This is a genomic window from Salinisphaera sp. RV14 (assembly GCF_052044135.1).
GTDB lineage: Bacteria > Pseudomonadota > Gammaproteobacteria > Nevskiales > Salinisphaeraceae > Salinisphaera.
Genome location: NZ_JBQDYF010000003.1, coordinates 186,339 through 209,937, shown reverse-complemented (window position 1 = coordinate 209,937; position 23,599 = coordinate 186,339). Strand labels below are relative to the sequence as shown.

Genomic DNA, 23,599 nt, shown 5'->3' with positions numbered 1-23,599 from the left:
AAGACAGAGCGAAAAGAGGAAAAATGCGGCGTACCTCGGCGTCTTCCGGCGCTGAAGGCAAAAACAGGAAAAACGAGGGATTCGTCGGCCGTCAGAACTTCGGCGACGATTTGGGCGGCGTGTAGGGCGTTTTGCCGTTTCCGAAGAAACGCCGGTTCGTGGCCTTCGCGACGCGGGCACAGACAGCACCACCCACCTGGGAGCGGTTCTCGTGACACTGTTCCCGCAGTTCCTGCAATCGCTTGGGATGGGCCACCAGGAACGCCACGGAGGTGTCGGATGACGACGAGCCCGAGCTACAGCCGGCCAAAATCACCAACACAATCAGCAGCAGTATTTTCATGTCGTCAACCTCCGCTCCGCATCAAGCGAAGCAACGCGTTCGACGAAGCGCTCCAGGCTCTCCGGAGCTTCCGCATCAGGGCGCAACAACCAGGTCGTCAGCACCGCCTTGCGATCCAATGGGCGGGCTACGATGCCCGATTCCCGGCAGGTCTGGATCTGCGATGCACCGGCCAGCCCCAGGGCATAGCCGGCCGCCACCAGTGCCATCATCAGGTTCAGGGACTTGACCTGTTCGGTCACCAACGGCACCTGATCGACACTTCTCAGAATGCGGTCGACCTGGCGACAATACCCTTCGCAATACTCTGGATCGCCCATCACCAGCGGGTAGCGCAGCACCTCTTCCAACGGAATGGTCTTGTGCGCCAGCAACGGATGCCGCGCCGGTACGGCGACACGTAAAGGTTCGCTCCATGCCGGCACGGCCAGGATCCCGTCGTCCACATCGGCCGATTGCGCGAAGCCAAGGTCATACAGATCCTCGTGCAGCCCCTTGAGTTGCTGTGCCAGCGGCACCTCGAAGAAGCGGATGGCGACGTCCGGCTCGTCCTGGCGACACAGCGCCATCAGTCGGGACAACCGTTCCGGCGATATGCCATCCGACAGCGCGATCCGCAGTTGGCTGTGATAGCCGGCCGCGGCGTCCTGCACGCTGGCCCGTGCCTGATCCAGAGCGGTAAACACGTACGGGACACGCTCCAGAAACAGCCGCCCCGCCCGCGTCAGGCGCGTGCTGCGCGTGGTGCGGGCAAACAACAGCGTGCCCAACTCCTCTTCCAGTTCCTTGATCGTACGCGACAGCGGCGACTGGTCGACATGAAGCCGCTCCGCTGCACGAGCAAAGTGCAGTTCTTCAGCTACCGCAAGGAAACACCGTAGGTGACGTAATTCCATACTGCCATCCCAGCCTCAACCTTGCCCTCAAGGACGATTCTCATATTTCGACTTCAACCGTAAGATGACAATTCAAACTGGTGGTCAGCGGCTATCGGCGATGGCGGCGCGTTCCGTATTTGCGAGAAACAGCACGGCGGCGAGCGCGAGAGAAAAGAGACCTGCCGCGCTGACGAAGGTGATGCGATATCCACCGATTTCGGTAACCGCTTTCGTCAACACGCCCTGAAAACGACGAATGCCTATCATTAAGGGTTCCGCCGGAATCTATGTCGAGCGCCCATCGCAGACTGCCTGTCAAGCGCGCCCGACCTGAAGTAGGTGGCCTGGTCTCATAACTGCGAAATGCCGCCGTCCACGACGAGTTCCGCGCCGAGCACATAGCTGGACTCGTCGCTCGCCAAATAGAGCGCGGCGGCGGCAATATCGCCGGCCTCGCCGATCCGGCCCATCGGGACGGTCGCCGCCGCCTGTTCCCGAAACGCCTGAAGCTGTTCGGGGCTACGATTTCGGCCAATGAGCGGCGTATCGATAAAACCAGGGCTGATCGCGTTGACACGAATTTTCCGCTCGAGGAACTCACGCGACCACGTTCGGGCCAGCGACCGTACCGCTGCTTTCGAGGCGGACAGCAAGGACAAGCCCGGCCGGCCGACATGGATGATGAACGAGCTGGTGAGGATTACCGATGCGCCTTCTCTTAAGATTGGCGCTATCGCCTGCATCGAGAAGAAGACCCCTTTTACATCGATGTCCATGATCTCGTCATAGCGGGCCTCGTCGGTCTCGGAGAGCGGCGTGCCATAGGCTATGCCTGCATTGGCGCAGAAGATGTCTAGCCCGCCGAAGGTCTCAGCCACCTTTTCACTCACCGCCTGCATGTCGGCCACCGACCGCGCGTCCGCGCGCAGGGTCAAGGCATCCTCCCCAAGTTCGGCGCGCACTTCGTCGAAGCGGCCGGTATCGCGTCCGGTTACGGCGACGCGCGCACCCTCGCGAACGAAGCGTTTCGCGGTGGCAAGGCCGATACCACTGGTGCCGCCGGTAATAAGCGCAGTCTTGTCTTTCAGTCTCATATCTATTCTCCTTCCCTCGGCGAGGCGTCAATTGCAGCAGCGGCTTTGCGGGCGGCTGCGGCTATACGCCGTTCGGCGTCGGCAAGTGCTGGGGACAGACGGGCCCGTACGGCTTCGATGATTTGCGGTGGCGCCGTCTCGGGCAGCCCCGCATCAAAAGGCGGTTCAGGCGCGTACTCCAGCAGGAGCTGCACCCTCTGCGCGGCGTCCTCCCCTCGCAATTCCGCTATCAAAGTCAGGGCGAAGTCTATCCCCGCGGTGATGCCGCCACCGGTGATGACGTTGCCGTCGCGCACCACGCGACCCGCATCGGGGATCGCTCCAAAAGCCCGCAAAAGGCCTCGAAAAGCCCAGTGGCTGGCGGCACGTCGCCCCGTCAACAGTCCGGCTGCCGCGAGGATCAGCGATCCCGTGCAGACCGAGGTCACATGTGCGGCCGTCCCCGCAAGACACCGGATCGCATCCAGGAAACGCGGATCTTCCAGCGCCGGAACGCAACCCAGCCCGCCGGGCACCAGCAGGATGTCGCAGGCCTCGATCGCCGCGAGATCGGCCAGCGCGCCAAAAGTGAGTCCGTCGACTGTAAGGTCCTGCCCACCGAGCGTGGCAAGAGTGATCTCCATCTCCGACAGCGCGCGGAGAACCTGGTAAGGGCCTGTGAAATCGAGTGGGGTCACGCCCTGATAGATCGGTATAACGACATTCGTCATGGTTTGCACTCCTTCTGCCCCGCAGTTTGCTGAAAAACAGATATGGCAGAAAGGACGCATATCCCTTACTTTAGGACATTATGCATAACGTCGGATTTTTTCTTTACCCGGGGCACCAGATCCTCGACCTCGCGGGACCTTTCGCTGCCTTCGAATCCGTAGCGAAGATCGCGGGGCGGCCGCTCTACGCATTGGAGGTCCTTTCGAGTGCGGGCGGGGCCGTGCAAGGAAGCGGCGGCGCCCATGTCGACAGCGTGTCTGCGCAAAAGGCCGCCGTCGAAACGCTGCTTGTCGTCGGGGGAGAGATTGCACCTATGCTCGCGCCGAATCAGGTCGCAGCCGTCTCCGCGCTCGCCCGCAGAACGCCGCGCGTTGCCAGCGTTTGCACCGGAGCCTTCCTGTTGGCCGAGGCGGGACTTTTGGCGGGACGCCGCGCGACAACACATTGGCGGGTCGCGCAGCGCCTGCAGCAAGCGTATCCGGACATCCGGGTCGAAGCCGACCGTATTTTCATCGCCGATGACGGCATCTGGACCTCGGCCGGGATCAGCGCGGGCATCGACTTGGCGCTAGCGCTGATCGAGGCAGATCATGGAATGGAGATGGCGCGCGAAGTGGCGCGGGAGTTGGTTGTCTATCACCGCAGGTCGGGAGGACAATCGCAGTTCTCGCCGCTCTCGCAGATGGAGCCCGAGTCGGACCGCATCCGCCTTGCACTCGCCTTCGCGCGCGATCATCTGCCCGAGCCTTTGCCGATAGAACGGCTGGCCGAAGCGGTTCACCTGAGCCCGCGACAGTTCGGCCGCGCTTTCCGCCGGGAGACCGGCGAAACTCCCGCCCGGGCAGTGGAGCGCCTTCGTGTCGAGGCCGCCCGAATACGTCTACAGGATGGATCAGAACCGGTGGAGCAGATCGCACAAGCGGTGGGTTTTACCGACCCAGAGCGTATGCGCCGTGCCTTCGTCAAACTTTGCGGCATGCCTCCGCAGGCAGTTCGCCGCACCGCACGGAGGGAAGCCAGCAATACGCCGCCCGACTGATGCTCGCAGGCAGGCAGCACGGAGATTACTTGTGCTCTTCGCGTTGGCGGGTAGCCGCTTACACAAGATCCAGGACACGCCCTCACCCCAACGCTCCGCCAACGAGCTTACGCTTGCTCCGTAAGCTCAATGAATCGCAGAGATGTGTCGGTTGCTACCATGGCGGGGTGTTGCGTCGCGCGCCAATATCCTGGTCGCTGGCGACGCCTCGACCCGCAGGGCTAGGCTGACCAATGCGCTGCTCACCGAGGTCGCCAAGACCGCCGATCGCGTCGTCACCATTGATGTACGCGCGAACTGCAATGTGCAGCGCCCAATCTCATCGCCATGCGCACCAAAAACGGCGGGGCCTCGCTCTCTGATCTCGTTCTTTGCGCGCTGCGCCTTCGCCACGATCGCATTCCGGTCGGCGAGGTGCGAAGGCCAGAAGCCCTCGACAAACTCAAAGCCTGGTGCACCGGCTACCCGGGCGGTGGCGGCATGATCCACGCGGACAGCGATTACCATCCCGCGAGCGCTGGTCCAAGACAATGCACTGCAGTTGACTGATCAATCACTCATGTTTAAAATTGCGTCAAAGGAGATGCACCGTGGCTCGACCCCTTAGCGTGGAAAAGAGGGACGCGATTTTGGCTGCCGCTACTCGCGTCATAGCGTCCCAGGGGCTGGGCGCGTCGACCGCTTCGGTCGCCAAAGAGGCAGGCATCGCGAACGGATCGCTGTTCACCTATTTCCCCACAAAAGCTGACCTCCTGAACCGACTTTACATTGAATTGAAGCAGGATATGGCTACGGCCGGGATGATGGGGGTACCAACTGGCCAAGGACCGCGAGATCAGATGCGACATGTATGGCGGTGCTGGCTGAAATGGGGGTTGATAGCCCCAGAAAAACGAAAAGCACTCGCGCACCTTGCGGTCTCTGAAGATCTTACGGCTGAAAGCCGCCGGCTTGGCGCCAAAGCCATGAGCGACATCGCTTTGTTGCTGGCAGACGTGTTGAAAGAGGGACCAATGTGCGATGCCCCTTTCTCCTTCGCCGTTGCGATGATGAGCGCCATCGGAGACGCCGCTCTCGATGCCGCAATCAGCGATCCCGAGCAGGCAGAAATGTATGGAACTCTCTCTTTCGAGGCTTTCTGGCGAGCGATCACCTAAGTTTTTTGCCTAAAAATGAGTGACTAGACAGTCTTACAAACATGTTTAATGGAGGTATCATGACTACGAGCACTGCCAAAGCTTATGTGATCACCGGTCCGACATCAGGTATCGGCCGGCTGACTGCGCTGGAGTTGGCAAAACACGGGACCGTCATATTGGTGGGGCGCGACCGAAACAAGCTCGCCGACGTCCAGGCGATAATCGGACGCCGTGGTCAGCAAGCTGAGGCATTCACGTGTGACCTGTCAGATATAGCCAGCGTACGTCGAGCGGCAGCTGAGATCATCGCTCTCGACCTGCCTATCGCAGGATTACTGAACAACGCTGGCATGGTCCAAGGCAAGCCGACTAAGAACGCACTCGGTTGGGATATGACGTTCGCCACCAATTACCTTGGCCCATTTGCATTTACAGAGGCGCTGGCGCCGCATCTTCCCGAAGGCGCCCATGTCGTGTTCGTTGCCTCCGGCGTCGAAGATCCCGAGCGCACGCCCGCCGTGAAAGCCGGCTATCGAGGAGGGCGCTTCTTATCAGTTGCTTCGAGCATACAGGGCGAATGGGAACCTGGTGGATCAAAGCTACCTGGCGGGGACGCATACGCAACCTCCAAACAGTGCGTGCTCGCCGCGACGCTCGCACTTGCTCGAGAGAACAAGCGCCTGCTCTTCAATGCGATCGAGCCAGGTTTCACCCCAAACACCGGCCTAGTGCGCGAAGCACCAGCCGCCGTGCGATTTGTTATTCAACGTCTGCTTCCGCTCCTGGCACCTTTCCTGAAATATTGGAGCACCCCTAAACGCGCGGCTCGTCTGGCGACCACGGTGCTGACAGACACGTCGACTACGACCGGCGTTTATTACGGCGACGATGGCCAGCCAATGGCAGCCTCCTCACGGGCCCGGAATCCGGAATTCCAAGACGAATTGGTCGCGCAGACGCGCATCTTGCTTGCCACCGTTCCAGCATAAGGAAAGTTCCATGGCCACACTTAGCAGAACTAATGACACATCTCTGGCGCTTGTCACGGGCGCATCCTCTGGGATTGGACGGGCGTTCGCCAAGCGGCTGGGCGAAGCGGGATACGACCTAGTAATAACTGGTCGTCGACAAGAGCGGCTTGAGGAACTTGCCGGTTCACTGCCGAATGTTGCGGTGACCCCCGTCGTCGCCGATCTTGCCACGGAGGAAGGCGTGGCTACCATCGCGGCCATTTGCGCTGAAGAACCTTTGACCGCGTTGATCAACAACGCAGGCGTCGCGCACTATATGCCATTTACCGAACTGCCTGCCGACAAAGCGAACGAACTCCTGCACGTCAAGGTCGTCGCCCCGACCATGCTGGCCCGAGCAGCCGTGCCGGGCATGGTGGCGCGGGGCAAAGGCACCATCGTGAACATCTCGGGCATGTTGGCCTTCAGCGGGCCGGCGCCGCTCACCACGCTACCGCTCCGCCGAGCAGTTTACACCGCGACCTTGGCTCACCTTGTCGCGCTTTCGCAGACGCTGCACGAAGAACTGAAGAGTCAGGGAGTACGCGTGCAGGTGGTCTGCCCGGGCGTCGTCGCGACTGAGTTCCACGAGCGGCAGGGTCTTGATCTTAGCGCGGTGCCACGCATGTTGCCGGACGACGTCGTAACGGCTAGCTTACGCGGGCTTGAGCTTGGCGAGGTCGTCTGCGCTCCCGGGGTGGAAAAGGCTAATTTGCTCGCTGATGTATCAAAGGCAGAACTCGCCGCTTTCGGATCGCAGTCGCCTCAGCTGGCTCTGCGCTATCGTCCAGCGTGACGGGACGCGCGATTCTGTCGGAATGTGTCAAGCACACTTCGCGGATCGACAACCATCGTTTGCCGCCGAGTGAGGGCACAGTCATGTTCGCAACGAACCGACCAATTGAACGGCAACCGAAAGGAGTAACAACCTTTGAGCCGCTGCCGAGTGAATAGCCCCAAGGGGGCCGGGTTCTGTGATGCCTCGACGTCAGGCCCTACAATTAGCTTGGGGGCGTTGCGTCCTCGCGCGATGCGGCATCAGCAATGCAGTCTCGAACCCACTTCTGCATGGGTGGCTGTCATTGCGGCGGTGCCAGCACAGCGTGAAAGGAAGTGGTTCAAGTTTCAGCGGTCGCGCAAGCAGACGGGGGCGTCCGTCAATATCGCGAAAGGTGACGCCTGATCGAGGCGGCACGCTGGGGAATCGGCATTGTGTCCGTCAAAGAAATGGTCGGTGGCCGTGACTTCTCCGCCGGCTCGCGGGTTCAGGTTCTGCCGGATTGGCGGTGCGAGAGTGACGGAGACAACCATCTGGTCCGCCCCTCGGCCCGCTTCACCCCGGTGCGGACCGAGGCCTTCATCCAGTAGATAAACGCAATGTTTGCGGATGGGCTACCTCGGGAAAGACAAATTGTCCGTAGCGACAACATCGTGATGGGCCGAAAACTGCCCTGATCATTGCCTCCGCCATGAATAAGATGGACCCGACGTCAATACGCCGACGTCAGCAACGTGAACTCAGCGACCACTGCCAAAACCCGGTGAAGCCCGCAAGCGGGCGATATCACGTGCGGGCGGTTCTCCGAAAAGGCGGCGATACTCGCGGCTGAACTGCGACGAGCTTTCATAGCCCACGCGCAAGGCCGCAGTCGCGACATCGATATTCTGGACCAACATCAAGCTGCGTGCGTCCTGCAGACGGAGCTGCTTCTGGAATTGCAGCGGCGTCATAGCCGTCACAGCGCGAAAATGTTCGTGCAGGCTCGACGGACTCATCCCTACTTCCACGGCGAGCCTTTCAATGCTGAACCGCTCCCGGAAGTTCTTGCCAATCCAGGCGATCGCGCGGCCGACCTGAGCAACCCGCCCTTGACTGGAGGTGATATTGCGCATCCTGGCACCGTCAGGGCCGGCGAGCAGACGATAGAGAAGTTCCTGTTCCGCGAGCGGCCCGAGCACGGGCAGCGCCGCCGGATCATCGAGCAGGCGCAGCAGGCGTAGCGCCGCATCAAGCAGAGCAGCGTCGGCGTCGGACACCGTCTTGCCTATGGGTTGAAACGACGTCTCCGGCGGCGCCGGCACGCGCAGCGCCAGGTCCCCCAGCATCACCGAATCGAAATCGATAAACAGGCAGAGATACGGGTTTGCAGGCGTCGCCTCGACCACATGCCCCGTCACCGGTAGATCGTAGGTCACTACCCCGTAGCGGCCGGGTGCATATCTGAACACATGGTCGCCGAGCGTGACCTCCTTTTGCCCTTGGGCGACGAGGCACAGTTGCGGCCGGTAAACATTCGGCATCGGCACCGTCACCGTAGAGGATCGAGCAAGCATCATCCGTTCGATCGGGGTGGCGTGGAAGCCATCCTTCGGGGCGTGTCGCGCGATTAACGAAGAGATTTCGGTCAGCACTTCCATGAAACCAGCATCTCGCATTCATGGAAGAGCGGCAATGCGAAACGCGGCTTCTGGAGGATCGTGCAGTAATCCCGGCGCATCAGGCTAACGTTGAATTTTGCCGAGGCTCATGATGTCAGCATCGCCTGGGTCACAGCAAACCTAACGGCTGATCAAGTAAGGAGTGAACATGACAATCGGTAATCTAAGGGTCCCTGCGGTCGCACTGGGGACCTGGGCTTGGGGTGACAGTGGCGAGACCGGTAATGGCTACTTCGGCAGCACCTTCACTCGGACTGGCCTGGAAGAACTTGCCGACAAAGCGCATGCAGCCGGTTTCACCCTATGGGACACCGCCGTGGTGTACGGCATGGGTCATTCAGAAACCGTACTCGGGGAGGTGCTGAAACGCTATGCCCGCAGCGAGTACCAACTCTCGACGAAGTTCACCCCGCAGGCCGCGGGAACCAGCGATGATCCGGTAGCGGACATGCTGGAGCAGAGCCTTGCGCGCCTCGGCACCGACTACATGGACCTTTACTGGATTCACAATCCGGCCGATGTGGCGCGGTGGACTCCGCGCCTGATTCCGCTGCTGAAGAGCGGAAAGGTCAAACACGTTGGCGTCTCAAATCATAACCTCAGCGAAATCGAACTCGCCAACCAGATCCTAGGAGAAGCCGGGTTCCGGGTCGAAGCCATCCAGAACCACTACAGTCTCCTTCACCGCAGTTCCGAGAACGCTGGCGTCTTGGATTACTGCCATAACCAAGGCATCCCCTTCTTCGCCTATATGGTGCTCGAACAAGGCGCCCTGAGTGGCAAATACAGTCCAGAAAACCCGCTGCCAGAAGGCAGCGCCCGGGCAAAGACCTACAATGGCATGCTGTCCCGGCTAAAGGCCCTGACCGACAAGCTCGCTTCAATCGGCCACGAGCAACGTGCAGCAGTTCCCGATGTCGCGACAGCTTGGGCCGTCGCCAAAGGCGCGAAGCCGATCATCGGCGTCACCAAGCCCGACTACATCGATAGCCTGATCCGAGCCAGCGCCATGGTGCTCTCAAGCGACGATATTTTGGAGCTGGAAGCTCTCGCTGACGCCGCTAACGTAAGCACCCGCGGCTGGTGGGAACAAGAAATGTAAGTTAGAAGGAGTCGTTTTCGGGAGGGAGCGAAGCCGCGCTGTAGCACTGTCGATAGCGCGCGACTTCGCCGCTGGCTCAGGTTCTGCGGGATTGGGGTAGAACAGCCAATACCGGCGCACAGCTGAGCGATCAGCGTCACCTGCTGATGGAGAATCGCCGCGGCCTGATGCCCGACTGAGCCCGGCCACCGGGCATGGCGAACGCGAGACGGCATCGGCGATAATGGACGAACTCAACGGGTGCGGACGGCGCACGCTGGCGGTCGACAAGGGCTATGACACCGCCGACTTCGTGGCCAGTTGCTGGGAGCGTCGCATCACGCCGCATGTGGCGCAAAACACGACCCACCGGCGCAGTGCGATCAATCGCCGCACCACCCGCCACGGTGGTTACGCGGTGAGTATCAAGATCCGCGCATGGATCGAAACCCACTTCGGCTGGATCAAGTCGGCGGCCGGCATGCGACAGGTCAAACAGCGCGGTCATGCACGTATACAAGCGCTGTTTCAGATGGCCGTGGCAGCTAGCAACCTGATCCGCTTGCGCGGCCTGCTGGCGGCGGAGCTCAACGGATGAGCCCGACGACAGGCAAGGTGCGCCCGGGCTGCGCAAAAAGCGCTGCAAAGCCACACGAAAAGCGCTTCGTGGGGCGGACATCGCACATCGACGACGCGAAGACACAACGCATGGTGCGTGATTTCGACTTCATCGTGCGAATTTCAACAAGCTGCTAGTGACCGCCTTACACCGCCGCAAGCTGTGGCTGGGCCGAAAGCCAATTCCGACGTTTGTCGCGCGGCGCGGCGAACCGCCTGCTGGGGCAGACTACAAAGCTTGACGAAAGCTCGGAGCGTACGCTCCGGATCGGTGAACCTCGTCGCACGGGCAATTTGCGCCACCGAATCCAAGACCGCCAGCCGCTGAATTGAACTGCTCTCTCTTAGCACAGACGCGCGCTGACATACGCCCTCATGTGCCGCGACGCAAATTGAGGGAAATACGTCCTTTCAGCCGCACTTCAGTCGCGATAATAATATCTGGTCGATAACCAGTGTGGCCGACGTGACAACAAAAGCACCATCCGCGACTGAAGACATTGAGCTCCCCCGAAGCCGGCCTCTCGCACCCCGCTATTCGCAAACCAGAGGCCGTCTTGTCGCCAGACGCTGAATAGTTACCGACTCACAAATACATTTCCCAAAAAACGGAGCGCTTGTGATGATGATGGAGCATGTATCCCCCTTTCTAGATGGTATGCGTACTCGGAACCCCGATGCTCTTTCCGAGCATCTCGCAGAACATGTGGTGTTGGAGAGCCCGATCTTTACGGAGCCGTTCATCGGTAAGGAGGCTGCGCTCGGTGTCCTCAAAGTTTTGCTATCGGCCATCGACGAATTCGAGGCTATGGAGATCATTGCCGGAGAAAACCGTGCCGCCATCATGCTGCGAATCCGCGCAGGAGGCGTGGAGGTCACCGGCGCCGATGATCTGACCATCGACAGGGATGGCCGGATCGCGAAGATGTCCATCCAGTGGCGCCCATTGGAAAAGATCGTCGCCATCCAGCAGCGCCTCGCTCCGCTGATCGGCGCGCCGAAGCTTGGGCTCGTCGAAATATAGACGTTCCTGACTATAAGCGAAGCTTAGCCGGCTCATGATTTGAAGACCCATCGACCCGGGATAATGAACGTCGTGATACGCACGGCGTTTTGTCACGAAAATCAAAGAGGTGCAGATACAAAGCCGGACCTGTCACTGGCATAGTAAGGGCCGTGAATGCCATTTCCGAGGTGACCATTCAGGTTTTGGTTGCCGACCGTCGCCGGCAACCAACCACCACCCGGGTGGTTGAACTGGCGGGTGTCTTCCGTAGGTGCCATGTTCCATTACTCCCCACACAAGCAGGCGTTGATCTACGCCGTGAATGCCCCACCGGCTAAAGCCGGTGGCTTCAGTTTACGGCTACTGGTCGGAAGGCCTCGCGTCCGACACCATCGACTCTACCGGGCACCGGCCGGAACCGATGATACTCGGACTTCATGTTCCTTGCGCGACAGCGGGCGCCGGGGCGCTTGTTTGACTAATCAAGAGAATTCTTGTGATTATATACCAAGCTCAGCTTCGAGCTTTTTCTAGCATGGATTGCCTACGTGTCTAGTCAGATCCACCGTGTATGGGCTGAAAATCCGGATAGCGCCGGCGACAAATTGGTCGCCGATACTGACTAGCTGAGCTTCGTACACAATCAAGAACAGCATTGATTAATCAAGAACAGCATTGATTGACGAAATTCGGGAGGCAGCAGAGAAGTGAAGACTGTGCTATCCGGAAAACGGTCAGTGCTTCAACCGAGACCCAGATGGTGCGACCGAGCGATCTCCCAAGACACGCCACCGCCGCGTACTGTGGCGGCGAGTTGCTGGCCCAACCGCTGTTCGATCACCGGCTTCCATGGCACCAGGCTGAACCCCATGCCATCATCAAGTATCGCGTAGCACCCGCTGGCGAGCATCACCGAGCGCCTGTAGATACCAGCCACGCGCTGGCCGTCGGCCACAGGGCGATGCTCCAGGCCGGTATCGGCGGCAATGTCCTTGGCGGCTTGAACCAGCTCCCGGTTGCGCAGCGTGCCCAGCAGATTGCGACCCAGGATCACGCGCTGCCCGCGCCGTTCGGCCAGTCCTTGTTCGATCAGGAAGTCGGCACGCTGGCGTAGCGCCTCCTTGACCTCGCCACCGAAACCCATCTCGCTCGATTCCCTGCCGCCACCAACCAACTGTTGATCCAGCCATGTAGCACCGATCACACGGGCTTGTCGCTCGATGGGCAAGTGCGATTTGATCTCTACCGAGGCACCACCGCCCAGGCCTTGCATGTCGTACTGGCGGCCGCGTTCGGCCAGATTCTCCGGCACACGCCAGATACCTTCGGCGATACGCTCCACGATGCCGGCTCGACGCAGGGCTTCGAGCCGGCGCACGTGCGCGGCCACCAATTCGCGCGGATCACGGTCGGGTGCCGTTTGGCCCTGGGCGACGGCAAGATGATGGTCGGTGCGGTAGATGCCCTCCTCTGCCAACGCGGCAATGTTGCGATCCGCCGCACGTACGCCGGCCGAATCTTTCACCTCCACCACCGCGCCGGCCGGGTATCGCTCCAGTTCCGCACGCGGAGGCAAAGCGACGTAGTGCGCCATGCCGTCGATTCCGTCGACGATCAGGTAACCCTTGTCGTACAGCTCGTCAGCCAAGCCCTTGGCCGCCACCCGGCCGACGATGGGGCGACCCTCCTTGCCCGGCTGGAACACGGCCAGTTCACGCTGACGGCCACGCATGGCGCGCTGCATCGTGCGGATGATGTCGCCGCGCTCGCCCATGGCGCGCAGGGTCGGCTCGGCCTCCGCATAGATCGCCCACATGCCGGGCCGCTGCTCGACCGCCAGCCCCATGCGCTGCAAGCGTTGCAGGCGCCCGATCAACATCTGTCGCCGAGGTTGCAACCCGGCGGTGGCGAGGCGCTCGACGTGCACCCGGCCGTCATCGGCCGCCTCGCGTTGCAGGGTGCGGTCCAGCCCGGTCCACCGCTCCTGCTCGACCTCACGTTGCCGGGCCTGTTGGATTTCCCGTTCCGTACGTGGCCCCAGCCATTCGGTGGCCAGTTCCGCTGCCCGCTGGCGCATGCCATGGGCGACGTAATCACGCGCGATGATGAGGTCCTTTCCGGTGTCGTCCCGTCCACGCAGGACGACGTGCGTATGCGGATTGTCCGTGTTCCAGTGGTCCACCGCGACCCACTCCAGGCGCGTGCCCAAATCGGCTTCCATCCGGTTCATGAGATGCCGGGTGTAGGTCCGCAGATCGTCGAGCTGCTCGGCGTCCTCCGGCGAGACGATGAAACGGAACTGGTGCCTGTCATCGGCGCTGCGCTCCCTGAACGCATCGAGGTCAGCGGCATCGGTCGTCGGCCCGTAGGCATGACCCGGCCCACCCTGGCGATCGACACCCTCGCGCTCGATGTAGCGCAGATGCGCCGCGGTCGAGCGCGGCCCGGCCTTGGTCAGATTGACCAGGCGCGCCTTGATGGTCACGCGCCGCGCATTGGCGCTCAATGAGCGTCCGGCGAAGCGCGCCGCCACATGACCGCGTCCCAGTCGGGCACCGGGTCGCCGGCCGGCTTTTCCCGCCGCCCTTCCGAGCTGTGTGCCGGCTTTTTGGGTCTGGCGCAGCACCCGGTTGACGAAGGTGTCGCTACGTCGTTTCGGCGCCCCGGGGCGAAGACGGAAATCGTCGTCCTCCTTCCGGCTCATGGCGCCGCCCCTTCCAACATCAGCGTAGTCAGGCGGACGAAGCACGCGCTTTCGCCAACGCCCATGCGGCGTTGCGGACACGCGCGGCACGCGGATACCCCCGGCGCGTGCCGCGCCACCCCCACGTGCAGACCGGCCTTTCGTGTCACGGCGTGCCGCGACCTTTTATCTTGCCTTCCGCCCTGGCTCCTCGCCCTCGCTCCGAACACCGGTGGCTCTTTGCTGCGGCTTGGCGTGTCGCCGGCTCGCCGGCCGACGCCGTCGGCGCGGCCCGCCGGGGACGGAAGGCAAGATGTCTGCACGTGGGAAGCGCGCACCGCATGCCGCGCGACATACAGCGCACACGCGACTTCAGGGCATGTGCGACGACACGGCACCTGACCACGAAATGGCACCCGGGATGACTCGACGATGTACAAGGCGTCGACGTGCCTCATGGCTGCTTCTCCAGCCAGATGGGGTGCGCAATACCGAGCACGGCCGAGGTACGTACCGGACCGAAATAGCGGCTGTCGTACGACGCCGGATTGGACGTGCTGAGCAGAAACAACTCGCCGGCATGAAGGCGTCGGCAATGATTCCAGGCGTGCAGCGGACGGCCACGCCCATCGACAGACAACACGGCGGCAACGGGCCGACCGTCGATGCGCACCACCCCACCTGTGACACACACTTTCTCTGGCGCCACCGCCGCCACCGGCTTGAGCAAAGGCACCTGCCGAGGCAGGTAGTCGCGCCGCGCCGCCAATACGGCCGCCGCGTGCGGCAACCAGGCCAGCACGACGCTGTCCACCGAAATGGCATGGGCCCCACGGACAAACGGATGCACGGCGTACCACCCCACCGGAACACTGTCGGACGGGTTGTAGACCAGTCGTGGCACTGGCGCCCCGAACGTGGCCCAGGCCAGTGCGGCCAAGCCACCTATGGCCAGTCCGACCAGGATGAGTCGAGTCCGCCGCTGCGAACGCGGCAAGAGGTGTGATCCAGACGTCATTGCAGCCTCCTCCCCGTCCGCCAGACGGCATGCCGCTCGGCGCTGTAGACCGGCAACGGCTGATGTGCCGCAAGCCGGTTGCCGAGCGTCCGCCAATACGTGGGCGCGACGTTCGGCAAGGCGATGCCTTGCGCCTCGATGGCGTCGATCAGCATCAGCACGGTATGCACCGTCTTCAGCCCCTCGGCCCGCAGCAGCACGCGTGCCCCGGGCCGCACGCCTGGGATGCGCTGGGCCTCATGCCACAGGCCGCTGGCCTGCAGCACCATGAGCTGCCGGCGCACCGTGCCGTAGGCATTGGCGCGCCAATAAAGGCGGCCGAAGATGGCCCCAGACCGGAACCATGCCACCCGTCGCGAGCGCTCCAAATGCTCCACGCGCGCCGGCGCACCAAAGCGCAGGGACACCGCGAGGCGCTGTGGCACATGGACGAGGGACACCCGCGTCAACGGCGTGTCGTCCATCAAACCTGCTCGGGCATGTGGTTCAGGCGGCATGGGTGTCACCGCCGCCGGTATCGAGTGCATCATGGCATGTCCTCCGGAAACTCGCGTGCCAGCAGTGCGCGCAACAGCTCGGCCACCGTCGTGTCCTGCGTGAAGGCCGCGATCTTGATGCGCGCACGCAGCGCCGGGGTGATGTCGAGGGTCAGGCGCGCGGTGTAGAGATCGCATTTCTGCGGTTCACCGGCGTCCCCCTGACGCACCCAGGCCTCGGCCCGCGGGCTGGCCGGCGGACGGGCACCGATCGCAATGCGTTTGCCGCGTCCCCCGCTCATGGCTGGCCTCGCAGCAGCTCGTCGACCAAGACACCGATCTCGCGCGCGGCGGCGCTGCCGGGCGCCACCTCGCGCGCCACCCGACCGGCGGCCACGCTGTCGGCGAAAACGATGCGCTGGCAGACCTCCGGCCGCAGTGCGGGCAGCGGCTGATCCGCCAGGGCTTTGTGCGCTTCGCGACCGATGACTGTGCGCACCACGCGACGGTTGATGACGACGGCCGCCTGCAAGGCGGGTCGGAATACCTGCGCCTCGCGGACCAAGGCCACCATCTCGGCGCTGGCCCACAGGTCGTAGGGGCTGGGTTGGACCGGAATCAGGACACGTTCGGCAGCCAACAGGGCCGAGCGCGCCAGGGCGGCAATGCGCGGCGGACCGTCGATCACCAGGTGATCGCAGCGACGCGCCAGATCCGGCACTTCCTGGTGCAAGGTTTCGCACGCCAGCCCCACCGCCCCGAACAACCGCGGTAGTCTCTGCTGGCTGCGCCGTTGGGTCCAATCCAGCGCAGAGCCCTGCGGGTCGGCATCGAGCAACATGACGCGCTGACCGCGCAAGGCGAGTTCGCCCGCGATATGGGTGGCCCGCGTGGTCTTGCCCACGCCGCCCTTCTGGTTGAGTAGCGCGACAATCATGGCGCAGTGCTCCTTGCCGAAAAGTCGGACGCTGCTTGCCATGCAAAACGCTGTTCGCCGTGCCGTTTCGCGGTTGTCCACCGAAATGGTGCACGCTTACTACTGGTTAGTGTTTTTATCGTTAGTAAGTTAGAAGCGGCTGAAACCCGCACCGTTATTGGCTTTGCGACGATTTCGCACGCCTGATAGCACGAGTGGGACACGCCCGATAGCACGATACCCCGCACGCCTGATAGCACGAGGCGATTCACAGGTTTTCCCCGCGTTATCCCCGTGCCGTGAGTGGCACGGGCCGGAAGGTCAGCAGCTCCGTTCCGTCGTCCGGCATCCGCTCGATGCCGAGCACATAGCCGGGCAGTGACTGCCGTGCGACCAGCGCGCGCAGGTCGCAGGCAAAGTCGTAGGGTTTTGCCATGCTGCCGGATTTGCGATACAGGTGCCGGAAGTCGAATTGCCAGCCGTCCGGCTGCCTGCCGCCGTGCTTGCGCACCAGGCGGTACAGCCAGCGCTCGATGCCGCCGGTGAGCCGGAAGTACGCCGGGTCGATGGTCAGCACCAGCGCGGCATCGACCACGCCGGCGTAGAACCAGTCCGCCAGGATCAGTTCGATGCCCAACGGCCGGCCGCAGGCATCGGTGCGCTCCTTCCATTCGTTGATCCAGGAAAAGCGGTGCAAGCGCCGGCCGGTGCTTTCCCGGATGGAGGTGGCGATGGTGGTCGCCTGCAGGCGATCCAGCGCGGCCTTCAGGCGCTGGTAGTCGCGCCGCGATACCCCGCGCCCGATGAAGCGCAGAATTTCGTAGGGCGTGACTCGCATCAGTCGCGAGGTCGCAATGCCGGCATCGCGGGCCTCGACGATCTGGCTGGCCGCCCAAATCAGGATATCCGCGTCCCAGATGGTGGCGATGCCATGCTCGGCCGTGCTTTCGACCCGTACGGTCACGCCGCCGGCACGGTAGTCGATCGGCCGGATACGCCGTGACTTGGCCAACGAGAAGAACGGATAGGCCATCAGATCCTGCACGTCGCGTGGTGCCATGTCGCCCGGCAGCGCGCGGAACAGCTCCAACTGTTCCCTGCGGGGAGACATCGGACGGGACGCCACCGCGCCGCGGATCAGCGCGCACGGCTGTCGGCCGAGTGGCGCTCGGCGTATTCGGGATCGGAGGTGGCCTCGAAGCTGCGGCTGTCGGCCCAGGCATCGAGATCGGCTCGGGCGTACATGACGCGCCGGCCGAACTTGCGAAAGCGCGGCCCGCCACCGATCACCCGCTGCTTCTCCAGCGTGCGCGGCGACAACCGCAGATAGGCCGCGGCCTCGTCGTTGGTGAGGTAACGCGGTGGGTGCGCGGTGTCGGGTGACTGCGGCGTGGCCGTGTGTGCCGAAGCGGGTCTGACGGGTGCGGGACGCATCGGATAGTCCTCCATCGTTCGGGATCGACGGCCATCTCTGAATGGCCGGATGGAGGCAGTCTCAAGAAGAACGGGCGCGCTGCTCAGGGACGTTGTGCAGGGGCCGCGGAACGTCCCTGTTCAAGGGGTGGAAGCTGTGCCAGCCGGCGGTAGCCGCCGCCCATCAGTTCCCGTCCCCGACGCACCAACCGCCGGACCCGGGCGCGCAAGGCGCTGTCCGCGTGCCATTGCGTGGCCACCGTATCGGCGCCGAGCACCACGCCGGCCACCTCACGCAACGAAGCGCCGGCCAGACTGACATCAAGAGCCTGCAGGGTATGCAGCTCCAGCAATTGGGCGGCCGTGGGGCGTGGGCTTGTCTGCGCCAGGGGCGGATCGAGGTCCAATTGGGCCAGCGCCTCTATCCAGGCCTGGCAGGTGCGATAGGACGCAGCCCGTACGGCGCAGACATAGGCTTGCGCCGCCGCCAAGCCCGATGCGAGGACCAACCGCAGGCAGATACCGGGCCACGCCACCGTCATTCGCAGCCGGAGCCCGTCGTGGATCAGCCCTTTGCGGCCCGGCATGCGCCAGAGGTCGAAGACCGGCCCGTTGGGCATGGGATCGGCATCGGGATGGAGTTGCAAGATGGTCGGGTCAGCAGGGAACCACAGCGGATGGGCATCACGCGCATCCCGTGTCGGATCCTCGAACAGACGCAGCCCCCATGACCGTGCCGCCGCGGGCCGCCGGCGCCGCCGCCAGTCAGCCTGATAGTCGGGATGGCGCCGCAGATACTCCCAGGCCAGAGCGGGCCCATCCAGGTGCAGCACGTAGAGATAGGCGGCGGCCGGAAAGCGGGCCGCCACCACAGGCTGATCGGCCATGGCATACGCTCCTGTCGTACAGGCAGCGTCGCCACGGGCATGGCATGGGACCTCCGTCCCATCCTCGAATCGTCACATCAGTCGGTCAAGCTGACCCTGTATCGAATGCCTCAAGCTCCGATACCTCGCCGACCTCGTCCAGTAGCGACGGCCGCGATACCACCAAATGGCATGCGGCTCCCCCACCCTGCCACGGCAGACACGGGCGATCCCGACCGATCAGGTCAGAGTGGCACTACGAAAAAACAAGAATGCGGATTCAGGCCGTAGCGGCCTGAAACATGACGGAAACAGCCATGATGCGCCCGAGATCACTCAATCGATGATCGAGCCGTTTTGCTGGGCCAGACGGACATACTCGGACAAGCGACGCGTCGTCCGAAAGTAGCGATCCCGCATGACCGGCTGCTGGCGCGGGCCGACGATAGAGGCCAATTCGGACAGTTTCACATGCCCCAGGCCCGGCATTCCCAAGCCAAGATCGCATAGCCCGTACGCCGTATCGCCGTCCGCCGGGTCGAGTTCCGTCAGCAGCCAAGTCACGTGAGCATCCGGTGTGAACAATCGCACGACAGGCCGTGGGTCGATGCCTTGGCCTGCGGCGCGGTCCCGGCCATTGGCGAGCAGTTGCGTGCGCTGTTCCTCGGTGATGAGGGTCGTCATGGCCGTGCGCCTTCCTCGGATGTACAAAGCCGGCGAACTGCATTCGTGCTTGCGCACGGAAGTACACATGCGTAAGCCCGCGAATCCGCAGAGATGCAGAAGCATGAAGGCGCGTGAGTGGAAATCAGGAACGACACGGATACGACTCAGTGGGACTGAGGCCATCCGCAAAAGCGGATTTCCGTAGAAGCACGAAAGCACAGGCCTACAACAAATGAACACTATAGATTGTAGCTCTATAGTACGCAATGAGCTGTCATCTTGGTTTTTGAGGGAAAACCACAGGTGGCAACCGGGTACTCGTTGGCGAAAGCATTGAAGACGGTCAGGAAAGCGCGTGGTTTGAGCCAGGAAGCGTTCTCCGACGTGTCGAGCCGTACCTACATGAGCACCCTGGAGCGCGACCTGAAAAGCCCGACCCTCAGCAAGCTGGCCGAGCTGTGCGAGGTCATGGACGTGCATCCGCTCACGCTGCTGACGCTGGCCTATGCTGGCGACAGCGCGCAACAACTCGATAAGCTTTTGGAGCAGGTACGGCGAGAAGCAGAAGGGCTCGGAATCCATTCTGACTGACAGCTTGTCGGCCAAGAGCAGATGGAAGCTCGGTAGTAGTCGCAATGCGAAAACGTGGTAACCGTGATTCGCATACGACTCAGTCGTGCATGATGAGTGCTGCCATCAATGTCCCTATGGGAGGGGAACAATGATCAGGGACATCATCATCCAAGACTACAAGAGCTTTCACCCAACAACTCCCGTCACTATCACGCTTGAAACGGCAACACAGAAGCCGGTGTTCTTCTATGGCCTCAACGGAGCCGGAAAGACGGCGATTGGGGAAGTAGTCCACGGGCGCGACATTGGCGATGCCGAGTTTCATGCATGCCGGGTGGAGACGACTCAGGGCGGCCCTTTCCGCTATCTGGTTTACAACCACCACTTTGTGCAGTCGGTGATCGGTGAAGCCGAAGGTATGCCTGGCATCTTCACCATCGGCGAATTGGATACCGAGACTCAGCGGCAGATCGAAGAGCACGAACACTCGCTTCAAGATGTCCGGAACACGCGTGAGGCTGCGCAGCGGGATATCACACGCATCAACGGCGAGTTAGCAACGGCGCTGAACGATGCCAAGGAAGCAGTTTGGACTGTCTACAAGGCTCACGATAAAGGCACATTCGATAGCTTCCTCACGGGGTACGGCCGAGGCGCACAGAAATTCTTCGATGACCTGCGCAATTATGAGACATCGGATGACGAGGCTCTGGACGATCTCGGCAGCTTGGCCAAGCGTTTGGCTGATATTTCCGGGGAGGAGACGTCAAAAAGCACCCATCACTTTGCATTGGGTGCATTTTCAGCCATCGAGAAGGACAGCGTCTGGAAGGAGCGCGTGGAAGTTTCCGGCGAGAGCCGCCTTGCGCCCCTCGTAGAGAAACTAGGCAATGGGGACTGGCTGAGCAAGGGCCGCGCATTCGTGCACGACGATCAATGCCCGTTCTGCCAGCAAGGATTGCCCCACGATTTCCTGGATGAATTGGCCAAGCTGCTGGACGGGGATCGTCAACAAAAAATCGACCTCATCGACGCGCACATCGCCGCTTACGAATCTGCTATCCAGACCCTGAAAACATCGGTAGACAGGGCGCTGGCCGAACCCCTCTCCCAAGAGACTGACTTGAAAGCGACATGGGATGCGGTGCATGCCCTCTTGAAGGCAAACCTCGCCACCATGCGACTGAAGCAGGCCTCTCCCTCGGAATCGATGGAGATTGCCCCGGCCGACCTGCAGCCAATGCAGGACTCGTTATCGGCGCTCAATACTCGAATTGACGCTTTCAATCAGCGAATCCGGAACAAGGACGCCGAGCGCAATGCGATTCGAGAAGCATTCTGGAAGACCATGTGCCGCGACCGCCTTGATGTCTATAGGGCCTATGACGCCCACATTGCTCCACTCAACCAGCAACTGGCGGAGGCACAAACTACGGACCGCGAGGCCGGGTCCTTGGAAGCCGGCCATGTCGACGCTCTCACCGAGCTACGCAAGAAGCAGGAAGGCGTAGATGCATCGGTGGCGTCCATCAACGAGCGGCTGAAGGCACTGGGCATTGACTCCTTCTCAATCGCCCGCAAACCTGGTGAAGGCAGCCTGTATTGCTTGGAACGTCCAGCCCACGGCGAGAGCAGCGCTCAATCACTGAGTGAGGGAGAGAAGACCCTGATTTCCTTTCTCTACTTCATCGAATTCCTGAAAGGCTCCAGGGAGCAAGGGGCAGCGGTCGATATCGGTAGGACGATTGTGGTCATCGATGACCCGGTTTCCAGCCTGTCCCACAATTTCGTCTACGACATCGCGTCGATGATCTGCCACGAGCTCATCAAGCCGCCAGGCGGACAGAAGGTGCGGCAGGTCATCGTTCTGACTCACAACCTCTTCTTCTTGCACGAATTGGTGTACCAAATCGCCGGGAGGAACTTGGCAAAGGCTAGCGACAAATGCCAACTGAATCGACCAGGGTCTTGTAGACGCCTCAGAGCCATACTGTATGGCTACGACGGAGGTGTCCATGAGCGGCAAGCGGTATACGGATGAGTTCAAGGTTGCGGCGGTCAAGCAGGTGACCGAGCGTGGCCATCGGGTGGCTGAGGTGGCAGACCGGTTGGGAATCACCACGCACAGCTTGTATGCGTGGATCAGGCGCCATGGCGAGACCAACGGCGCAGCGCATGGAGCGTCGGATCAGGCGGCGGAGCTGCGCCGGGTGAAAGCCGAGTTGCGTCGGGTCACCGAGGAGCGCGACATCCTAAAAAAGGCCGCCGCGTACTTTGCCAAGCAGTCCGGGTGAAGTACGCCTTCATGAAAGACCATGCCCACCAGTTTCGGCTGCGCAGCATGTGCCGGGTGCTGGGCGTGCACCCCAGCGGCTACTACGCCTGGCTGAAGCAACCGGCGAGTGCGCGAGCCAGGGAGGATCGTCGCCTGACGGGGCTGATCAAGCTGTCCTGGCTGGAAAGCGGAGCGGTCTACGGTTACCGCAAGGTCACCACCGACCTGCGCGACCTGGGTGAGCGCTGCAGCCGTCATCGCGTGGCGCGACTCATGAAACTGGCCGGCCTGCGCGCCCAGGTAGGGTACGGAAGGCGGCCCAAGCCGCGTGGTGGCCCGCCGGCCACGGTGGCGCCCAACCGGCTGCAACGCCAGTTTGCCGTCGATGCACCCAATACCCACTGGGTCACGGACATCACCTACATCCGCACGCACGAAGGGTGGCTGTTCCTGGCCGTGGTGCTGGACCTGTTTTCGCGACGCGTGGTTGGCTGGTCGATGCAATCGACCATGCACACCGACTTGGTGCTTCAGGCGCTGACGCTGGCGGTATGGCGGCGAAAGCCGGCGCGAGGTCTGATGCTGCATTCCGATCAAGGCAGTCAGTTCACCGGAGGTGACTGGCAGGCGTTCCTGAAGGCACATGGCATCGTCTGCAGCATGAGCCGGCGCGGTAACTGCCACGACAATGCAGTGGCCGAGAGCTTCTTTCAGTTGCTCAAACGCGAGCGGATCAAGCGCCGGATCTACACGACCCGGGCCGACGCGGCGAGCGATGTGTTCGACTACATCGAGATGTTCTACAACCCGCGGCGTCAGCACGGCAGCAACCAGGGGCTGTCGCCGGTAGAGTACGAAAGGCGGTTCCTAGAAAGTGGCTCGTGAGCGTCTACGGAACCCTGGTCGATTCAAACTGATACGCGTGATCAAGAGCGAGCACAGTCACGTTGTGCCGATGGACGCCCGCGATTTCGTCAACGATTACGATGCACTCTGGCACGTAATGCAGGATGCCAAAGCGGGATTGGTACGCATCCAGGTGGTACCCAATACCATGCGGTGCATCTTGGAGAACTTCTTTGCCTTCACGGGCAACACCAAGCGATTCGAAGAAATCCTGCAGCAGTTATCTGCGGAGGATGGAGCCTTTCGTCCCTTGGAGCGCTTCTTGAACCGAGGCTCTCACCGGGACGAGACCAACATCGCCCACGTCGACTGGAGCCAGTTCGACATTGCCTATTACCTCGCCAAGCTGGAGGCTGTTTTTCAGGCAGCCGGCCATCCCGACCACTACCGTTTGAAAATGGGGCTGACGGAACCCTGATTAAAGCTGGAGCTACAACGCAGGACGCAGC

At 62.0% G+C, this 23,599-nt stretch carries 27 protein-coding genes and 2 pseudogenes; 14 read left to right on the top strand and 15 right to left on the bottom strand.

The annotated features are described in order from the left end of the window. Positions 1 to 91: 91 nt before the first annotated feature. The 5 genes from ACS8Y6_RS05485 to ACS8Y6_RS05465 all read right to left on the bottom strand — a co-directional run bounded on the left by ACS8Y6_RS05485 (position 92) and on the right by ACS8Y6_RS05465 (position 3,025). Positions 92 to 343 carry an EexN family lipoprotein gene (locus tag ACS8Y6_RS05485; protein WP_440855147.1) on the bottom strand — a complete coding sequence of 84 codons (252 nt, stop codon included), beginning with the start codon at positions 341 to 343 and terminating at the stop codon, positions 92 to 94. Further along, positions 340 to 1,239 (bottom strand): LysR family transcriptional regulator, encoded by a 900-nt coding sequence (locus ACS8Y6_RS05480; RefSeq protein ID WP_440855146.1) that lies wholly within the window; start codon positions 1,237 to 1,239, stop codon positions 340 to 342. Before ACS8Y6_RS05480 ends, ACS8Y6_RS05485 begins: the two co-directional genes overlap by 4 nt. A gap of 84 nt (positions 1,240 to 1,323) precedes the next feature. Beyond that, entirely contained in the window at positions 1,324 to 1,488 is a 165-nt protein-coding gene (locus ACS8Y6_RS05475; protein WP_440855145.1) for a hypothetical protein, read from the bottom strand. An 83-nt stretch (positions 1,489 to 1,571) separates the two neighbouring features. Continuing rightward, entirely contained in the window at positions 1,572 to 2,315 is a 744-nt protein-coding gene (locus ACS8Y6_RS05470) for a glucose 1-dehydrogenase (protein WP_440855144.1), read from the bottom strand. Between the two features lie 2 nt (positions 2,316 to 2,317). After that, positions 2,318 to 3,025, bottom strand: a complete 708-nt coding sequence (locus ACS8Y6_RS05465; RefSeq protein ID WP_440855143.1) for a DJ-1/PfpI family protein — start codon at positions 3,023 to 3,025, stop codon at positions 2,318 to 2,320. An 80-nt stretch (positions 3,026 to 3,105) separates the two neighbouring features. On the opposite strand from ACS8Y6_RS05465, the gene ACS8Y6_RS05460 reads away from it, so the two are divergent. From ACS8Y6_RS05460 to ACS8Y6_RS05435, 6 genes and pseudogenes are all read left to right on the top strand, one after another. Next, a complete protein-coding gene (locus ACS8Y6_RS05460; RefSeq protein WP_440855142.1) occupies positions 3,106 to 4,065 on the top strand; it encodes a GlxA family transcriptional regulator in 960 nt (319 codons plus the stop codon). Between the two features lie 166 nt (positions 4,066 to 4,231). Next, positions 4,232 to 4,563: pseudogene (locus tag ACS8Y6_RS05455) on the top strand (ATPase, T2SS/T4P/T4SS family); the annotation flags it as partial. Between the two features lie 92 nt (positions 4,564 to 4,655). Beyond that, positions 4,656 to 5,222, top strand: a complete 567-nt coding sequence (locus ACS8Y6_RS05450; protein WP_440855141.1) for a TetR/AcrR family transcriptional regulator — start codon at positions 4,656 to 4,658, stop codon at positions 5,220 to 5,222. Between the two features lie 59 nt (positions 5,223 to 5,281). After that, on the top strand, positions 5,282 to 6,193 hold the full coding sequence (locus tag ACS8Y6_RS05445; protein WP_440855140.1) for an SDR family NAD(P)-dependent oxidoreductase: 912 nt from the start codon (positions 5,282 to 5,284) through the stop codon (positions 6,191 to 6,193). 10 nt (positions 6,194 to 6,203) lie between these two features. Continuing rightward, a complete protein-coding gene (locus ACS8Y6_RS05440; RefSeq protein ID WP_440855139.1) occupies positions 6,204 to 7,010 on the top strand; it encodes an SDR family NAD(P)-dependent oxidoreductase in 807 nt (268 codons plus the stop codon). Positions 7,011 to 7,426: 416 nt separating this feature from the next. After that, the gene (locus ACS8Y6_RS05435) at positions 7,427 to 7,582 is read left to right on the top strand and encodes a hypothetical protein (protein ID WP_440855138.1); all 156 of its coding nucleotides are present in this window, start codon (positions 7,427 to 7,429) and stop codon (positions 7,580 to 7,582) included. A 150-nt stretch (positions 7,583 to 7,732) separates the two neighbouring features. On the opposite strand, the gene ACS8Y6_RS05430 is transcribed toward ACS8Y6_RS05435, so the two are convergent. Further along, a complete protein-coding gene (locus ACS8Y6_RS05430; protein ID WP_440855137.1) occupies positions 7,733 to 8,632 on the bottom strand; it encodes an AraC family transcriptional regulator in 900 nt (299 codons plus the stop codon). Positions 8,633 to 8,801: 169 nt separating this feature from the next. Here ACS8Y6_RS05430 and ACS8Y6_RS05425 point away from each other — a divergent pair, with 169 nt between their 5' ends. From ACS8Y6_RS05425 to ACS8Y6_RS05410, 4 genes and pseudogenes are all read left to right on the top strand, one after another. After that, the gene (locus ACS8Y6_RS05425; RefSeq protein WP_440855136.1) at positions 8,802 to 9,755 is read left to right on the top strand and encodes an aldo/keto reductase; all 954 of its coding nucleotides are present in this window, start codon (positions 8,802 to 8,804) and stop codon (positions 9,753 to 9,755) included. Positions 9,756 to 9,859: 104 nt separating this feature from the next. Next, a pseudogene (locus ACS8Y6_RS05420) lies at positions 9,860 to 10,332 on the top strand (transposase); the annotation flags it as partial. After that, positions 10,329 to 10,490: a hypothetical protein gene (locus ACS8Y6_RS05415; RefSeq protein ID WP_440855135.1), complete on the top strand. Its 162-nt coding sequence runs from the start codon at positions 10,329 to 10,331 to the stop codon at positions 10,488 to 10,490. The pseudogene ACS8Y6_RS05420 and the gene ACS8Y6_RS05415, both read left to right, overlap by 4 nt. A gap of 484 nt (positions 10,491 to 10,974) precedes the next feature. Further along, positions 10,975 to 11,376, top strand: a complete 402-nt coding sequence (locus ACS8Y6_RS05410; RefSeq protein ID WP_440855134.1) for a nuclear transport factor 2 family protein — start codon at positions 10,975 to 10,977, stop codon at positions 11,374 to 11,376. Between the two features lie 724 nt (positions 11,377 to 12,100). On the opposite strand, the gene ACS8Y6_RS05405 is transcribed toward ACS8Y6_RS05410, so the two are convergent. From ACS8Y6_RS05405 to ACS8Y6_RS05365, 9 genes are all read right to left on the bottom strand, one after another. After that, the gene (locus ACS8Y6_RS05405) at positions 12,101 to 14,062 is read right to left on the bottom strand and encodes a DUF3363 domain-containing protein (protein ID WP_440855133.1); all 1,962 of its coding nucleotides are present in this window, start codon (positions 14,060 to 14,062) and stop codon (positions 12,101 to 12,103) included. 433 nt (positions 14,063 to 14,495) lie between these two features. Then, positions 14,496 to 15,059 carry a S26 family signal peptidase gene (locus ACS8Y6_RS05400; RefSeq protein WP_440855132.1) on the bottom strand — a complete coding sequence of 188 codons (564 nt, stop codon included), beginning with the start codon at positions 15,057 to 15,059 and terminating at the stop codon, positions 14,496 to 14,498. Continuing rightward, positions 15,056 to 15,589, bottom strand: a complete 534-nt coding sequence (locus tag ACS8Y6_RS05395) for a DUF2840 domain-containing protein (RefSeq protein ID WP_440855131.1) — start codon at positions 15,587 to 15,589, stop codon at positions 15,056 to 15,058. Before ACS8Y6_RS05395 ends, ACS8Y6_RS05400 begins: the two co-directional genes overlap by 4 nt. Then, positions 15,586 to 15,837, bottom strand: coding sequence for a chromosome partitioning protein ParB (locus ACS8Y6_RS05390; RefSeq protein ID WP_440855130.1), 252 nt, complete (start codon positions 15,835 to 15,837; stop codon positions 15,586 to 15,588). The genes ACS8Y6_RS05395 and ACS8Y6_RS05390 overlap by 4 nt, the downstream gene beginning before the upstream one ends. Next, positions 15,834 to 16,472 carry a ParA family partition ATPase gene (parA, locus tag ACS8Y6_RS05385; RefSeq protein WP_440855181.1) on the bottom strand — a complete coding sequence of 213 codons (639 nt, stop codon included), beginning with the start codon at positions 16,470 to 16,472 and terminating at the stop codon, positions 15,834 to 15,836. Before parA ends, ACS8Y6_RS05390 begins: the two co-directional genes overlap by 4 nt. Positions 16,473 to 16,737: 265 nt before the next feature. Further along, complete coding sequence (locus ACS8Y6_RS05380) at positions 16,738 to 17,562, bottom strand: replication initiator protein A (RefSeq protein WP_440855129.1); 825 nt, start codon at positions 17,560 to 17,562, stop codon at positions 16,738 to 16,740. 26 nt (positions 17,563 to 17,588) lie between these two features. Beyond that, a complete protein-coding gene (locus ACS8Y6_RS05375; protein ID WP_440855128.1) occupies positions 17,589 to 17,885 on the bottom strand; it encodes a helix-turn-helix transcriptional regulator in 297 nt (98 codons plus the stop codon). 83 nt (positions 17,886 to 17,968) lie between these two features. Then, positions 17,969 to 18,751, bottom strand: coding sequence for a DNA -binding domain-containing protein (locus tag ACS8Y6_RS05370; protein ID WP_440855127.1), 783 nt, complete (start codon positions 18,749 to 18,751; stop codon positions 17,969 to 17,971). Positions 18,752 to 19,066: 315 nt separating this feature from the next. Continuing rightward, positions 19,067 to 19,519 carry a DUF2958 domain-containing protein gene (locus ACS8Y6_RS05365; RefSeq protein WP_440855126.1) on the bottom strand — a complete coding sequence of 151 codons (453 nt, stop codon included), beginning with the start codon at positions 19,517 to 19,519 and terminating at the stop codon, positions 19,067 to 19,069. 180 nt (positions 19,520 to 19,699) lie between these two features. On the opposite strand from ACS8Y6_RS05365, the gene ACS8Y6_RS05360 reads away from it, so the two are divergent. The 4 genes from ACS8Y6_RS05360 (at position 19,700) to ACS8Y6_RS05345 (ending at position 23,568) form a co-directional block, all read left to right on the top strand. Further along, positions 19,700 to 19,987: a helix-turn-helix domain-containing protein gene (locus ACS8Y6_RS05360; protein ID WP_440855125.1), complete on the top strand. Its 288-nt coding sequence runs from the start codon at positions 19,700 to 19,702 to the stop codon at positions 19,985 to 19,987. 130 nt (positions 19,988 to 20,117) lie between these two features. Then, on the top strand, positions 20,118 to 22,010 hold the full coding sequence (locus tag ACS8Y6_RS05355; protein WP_440855124.1) for an AAA family ATPase: 1,893 nt from the start codon (positions 20,118 to 20,120) through the stop codon (positions 22,008 to 22,010). Further along, a protein-coding gene (locus tag ACS8Y6_RS05350; RefSeq protein WP_440855123.1) for an IS3 family transposase occupies positions 21,985 to 23,129 on the top strand; the annotation gives its coding sequence in 2 pieces (ribosomal slippage) (positions 21,985 to 22,222 and positions 22,222 to 23,129; 1,146 coding nt in all). Before ACS8Y6_RS05355 ends, ACS8Y6_RS05350 begins: the two co-directional genes overlap by 26 nt. Continuing rightward, a complete protein-coding gene (locus ACS8Y6_RS05345; RefSeq protein ID WP_440855122.1) occupies positions 23,119 to 23,568 on the top strand; it encodes an AAA family ATPase in 450 nt (149 codons plus the stop codon). Before ACS8Y6_RS05350 ends, ACS8Y6_RS05345 begins: the two co-directional genes overlap by 11 nt. The last annotated feature ends 31 nt before the right edge of the window (positions 23,569 to 23,599 follow it).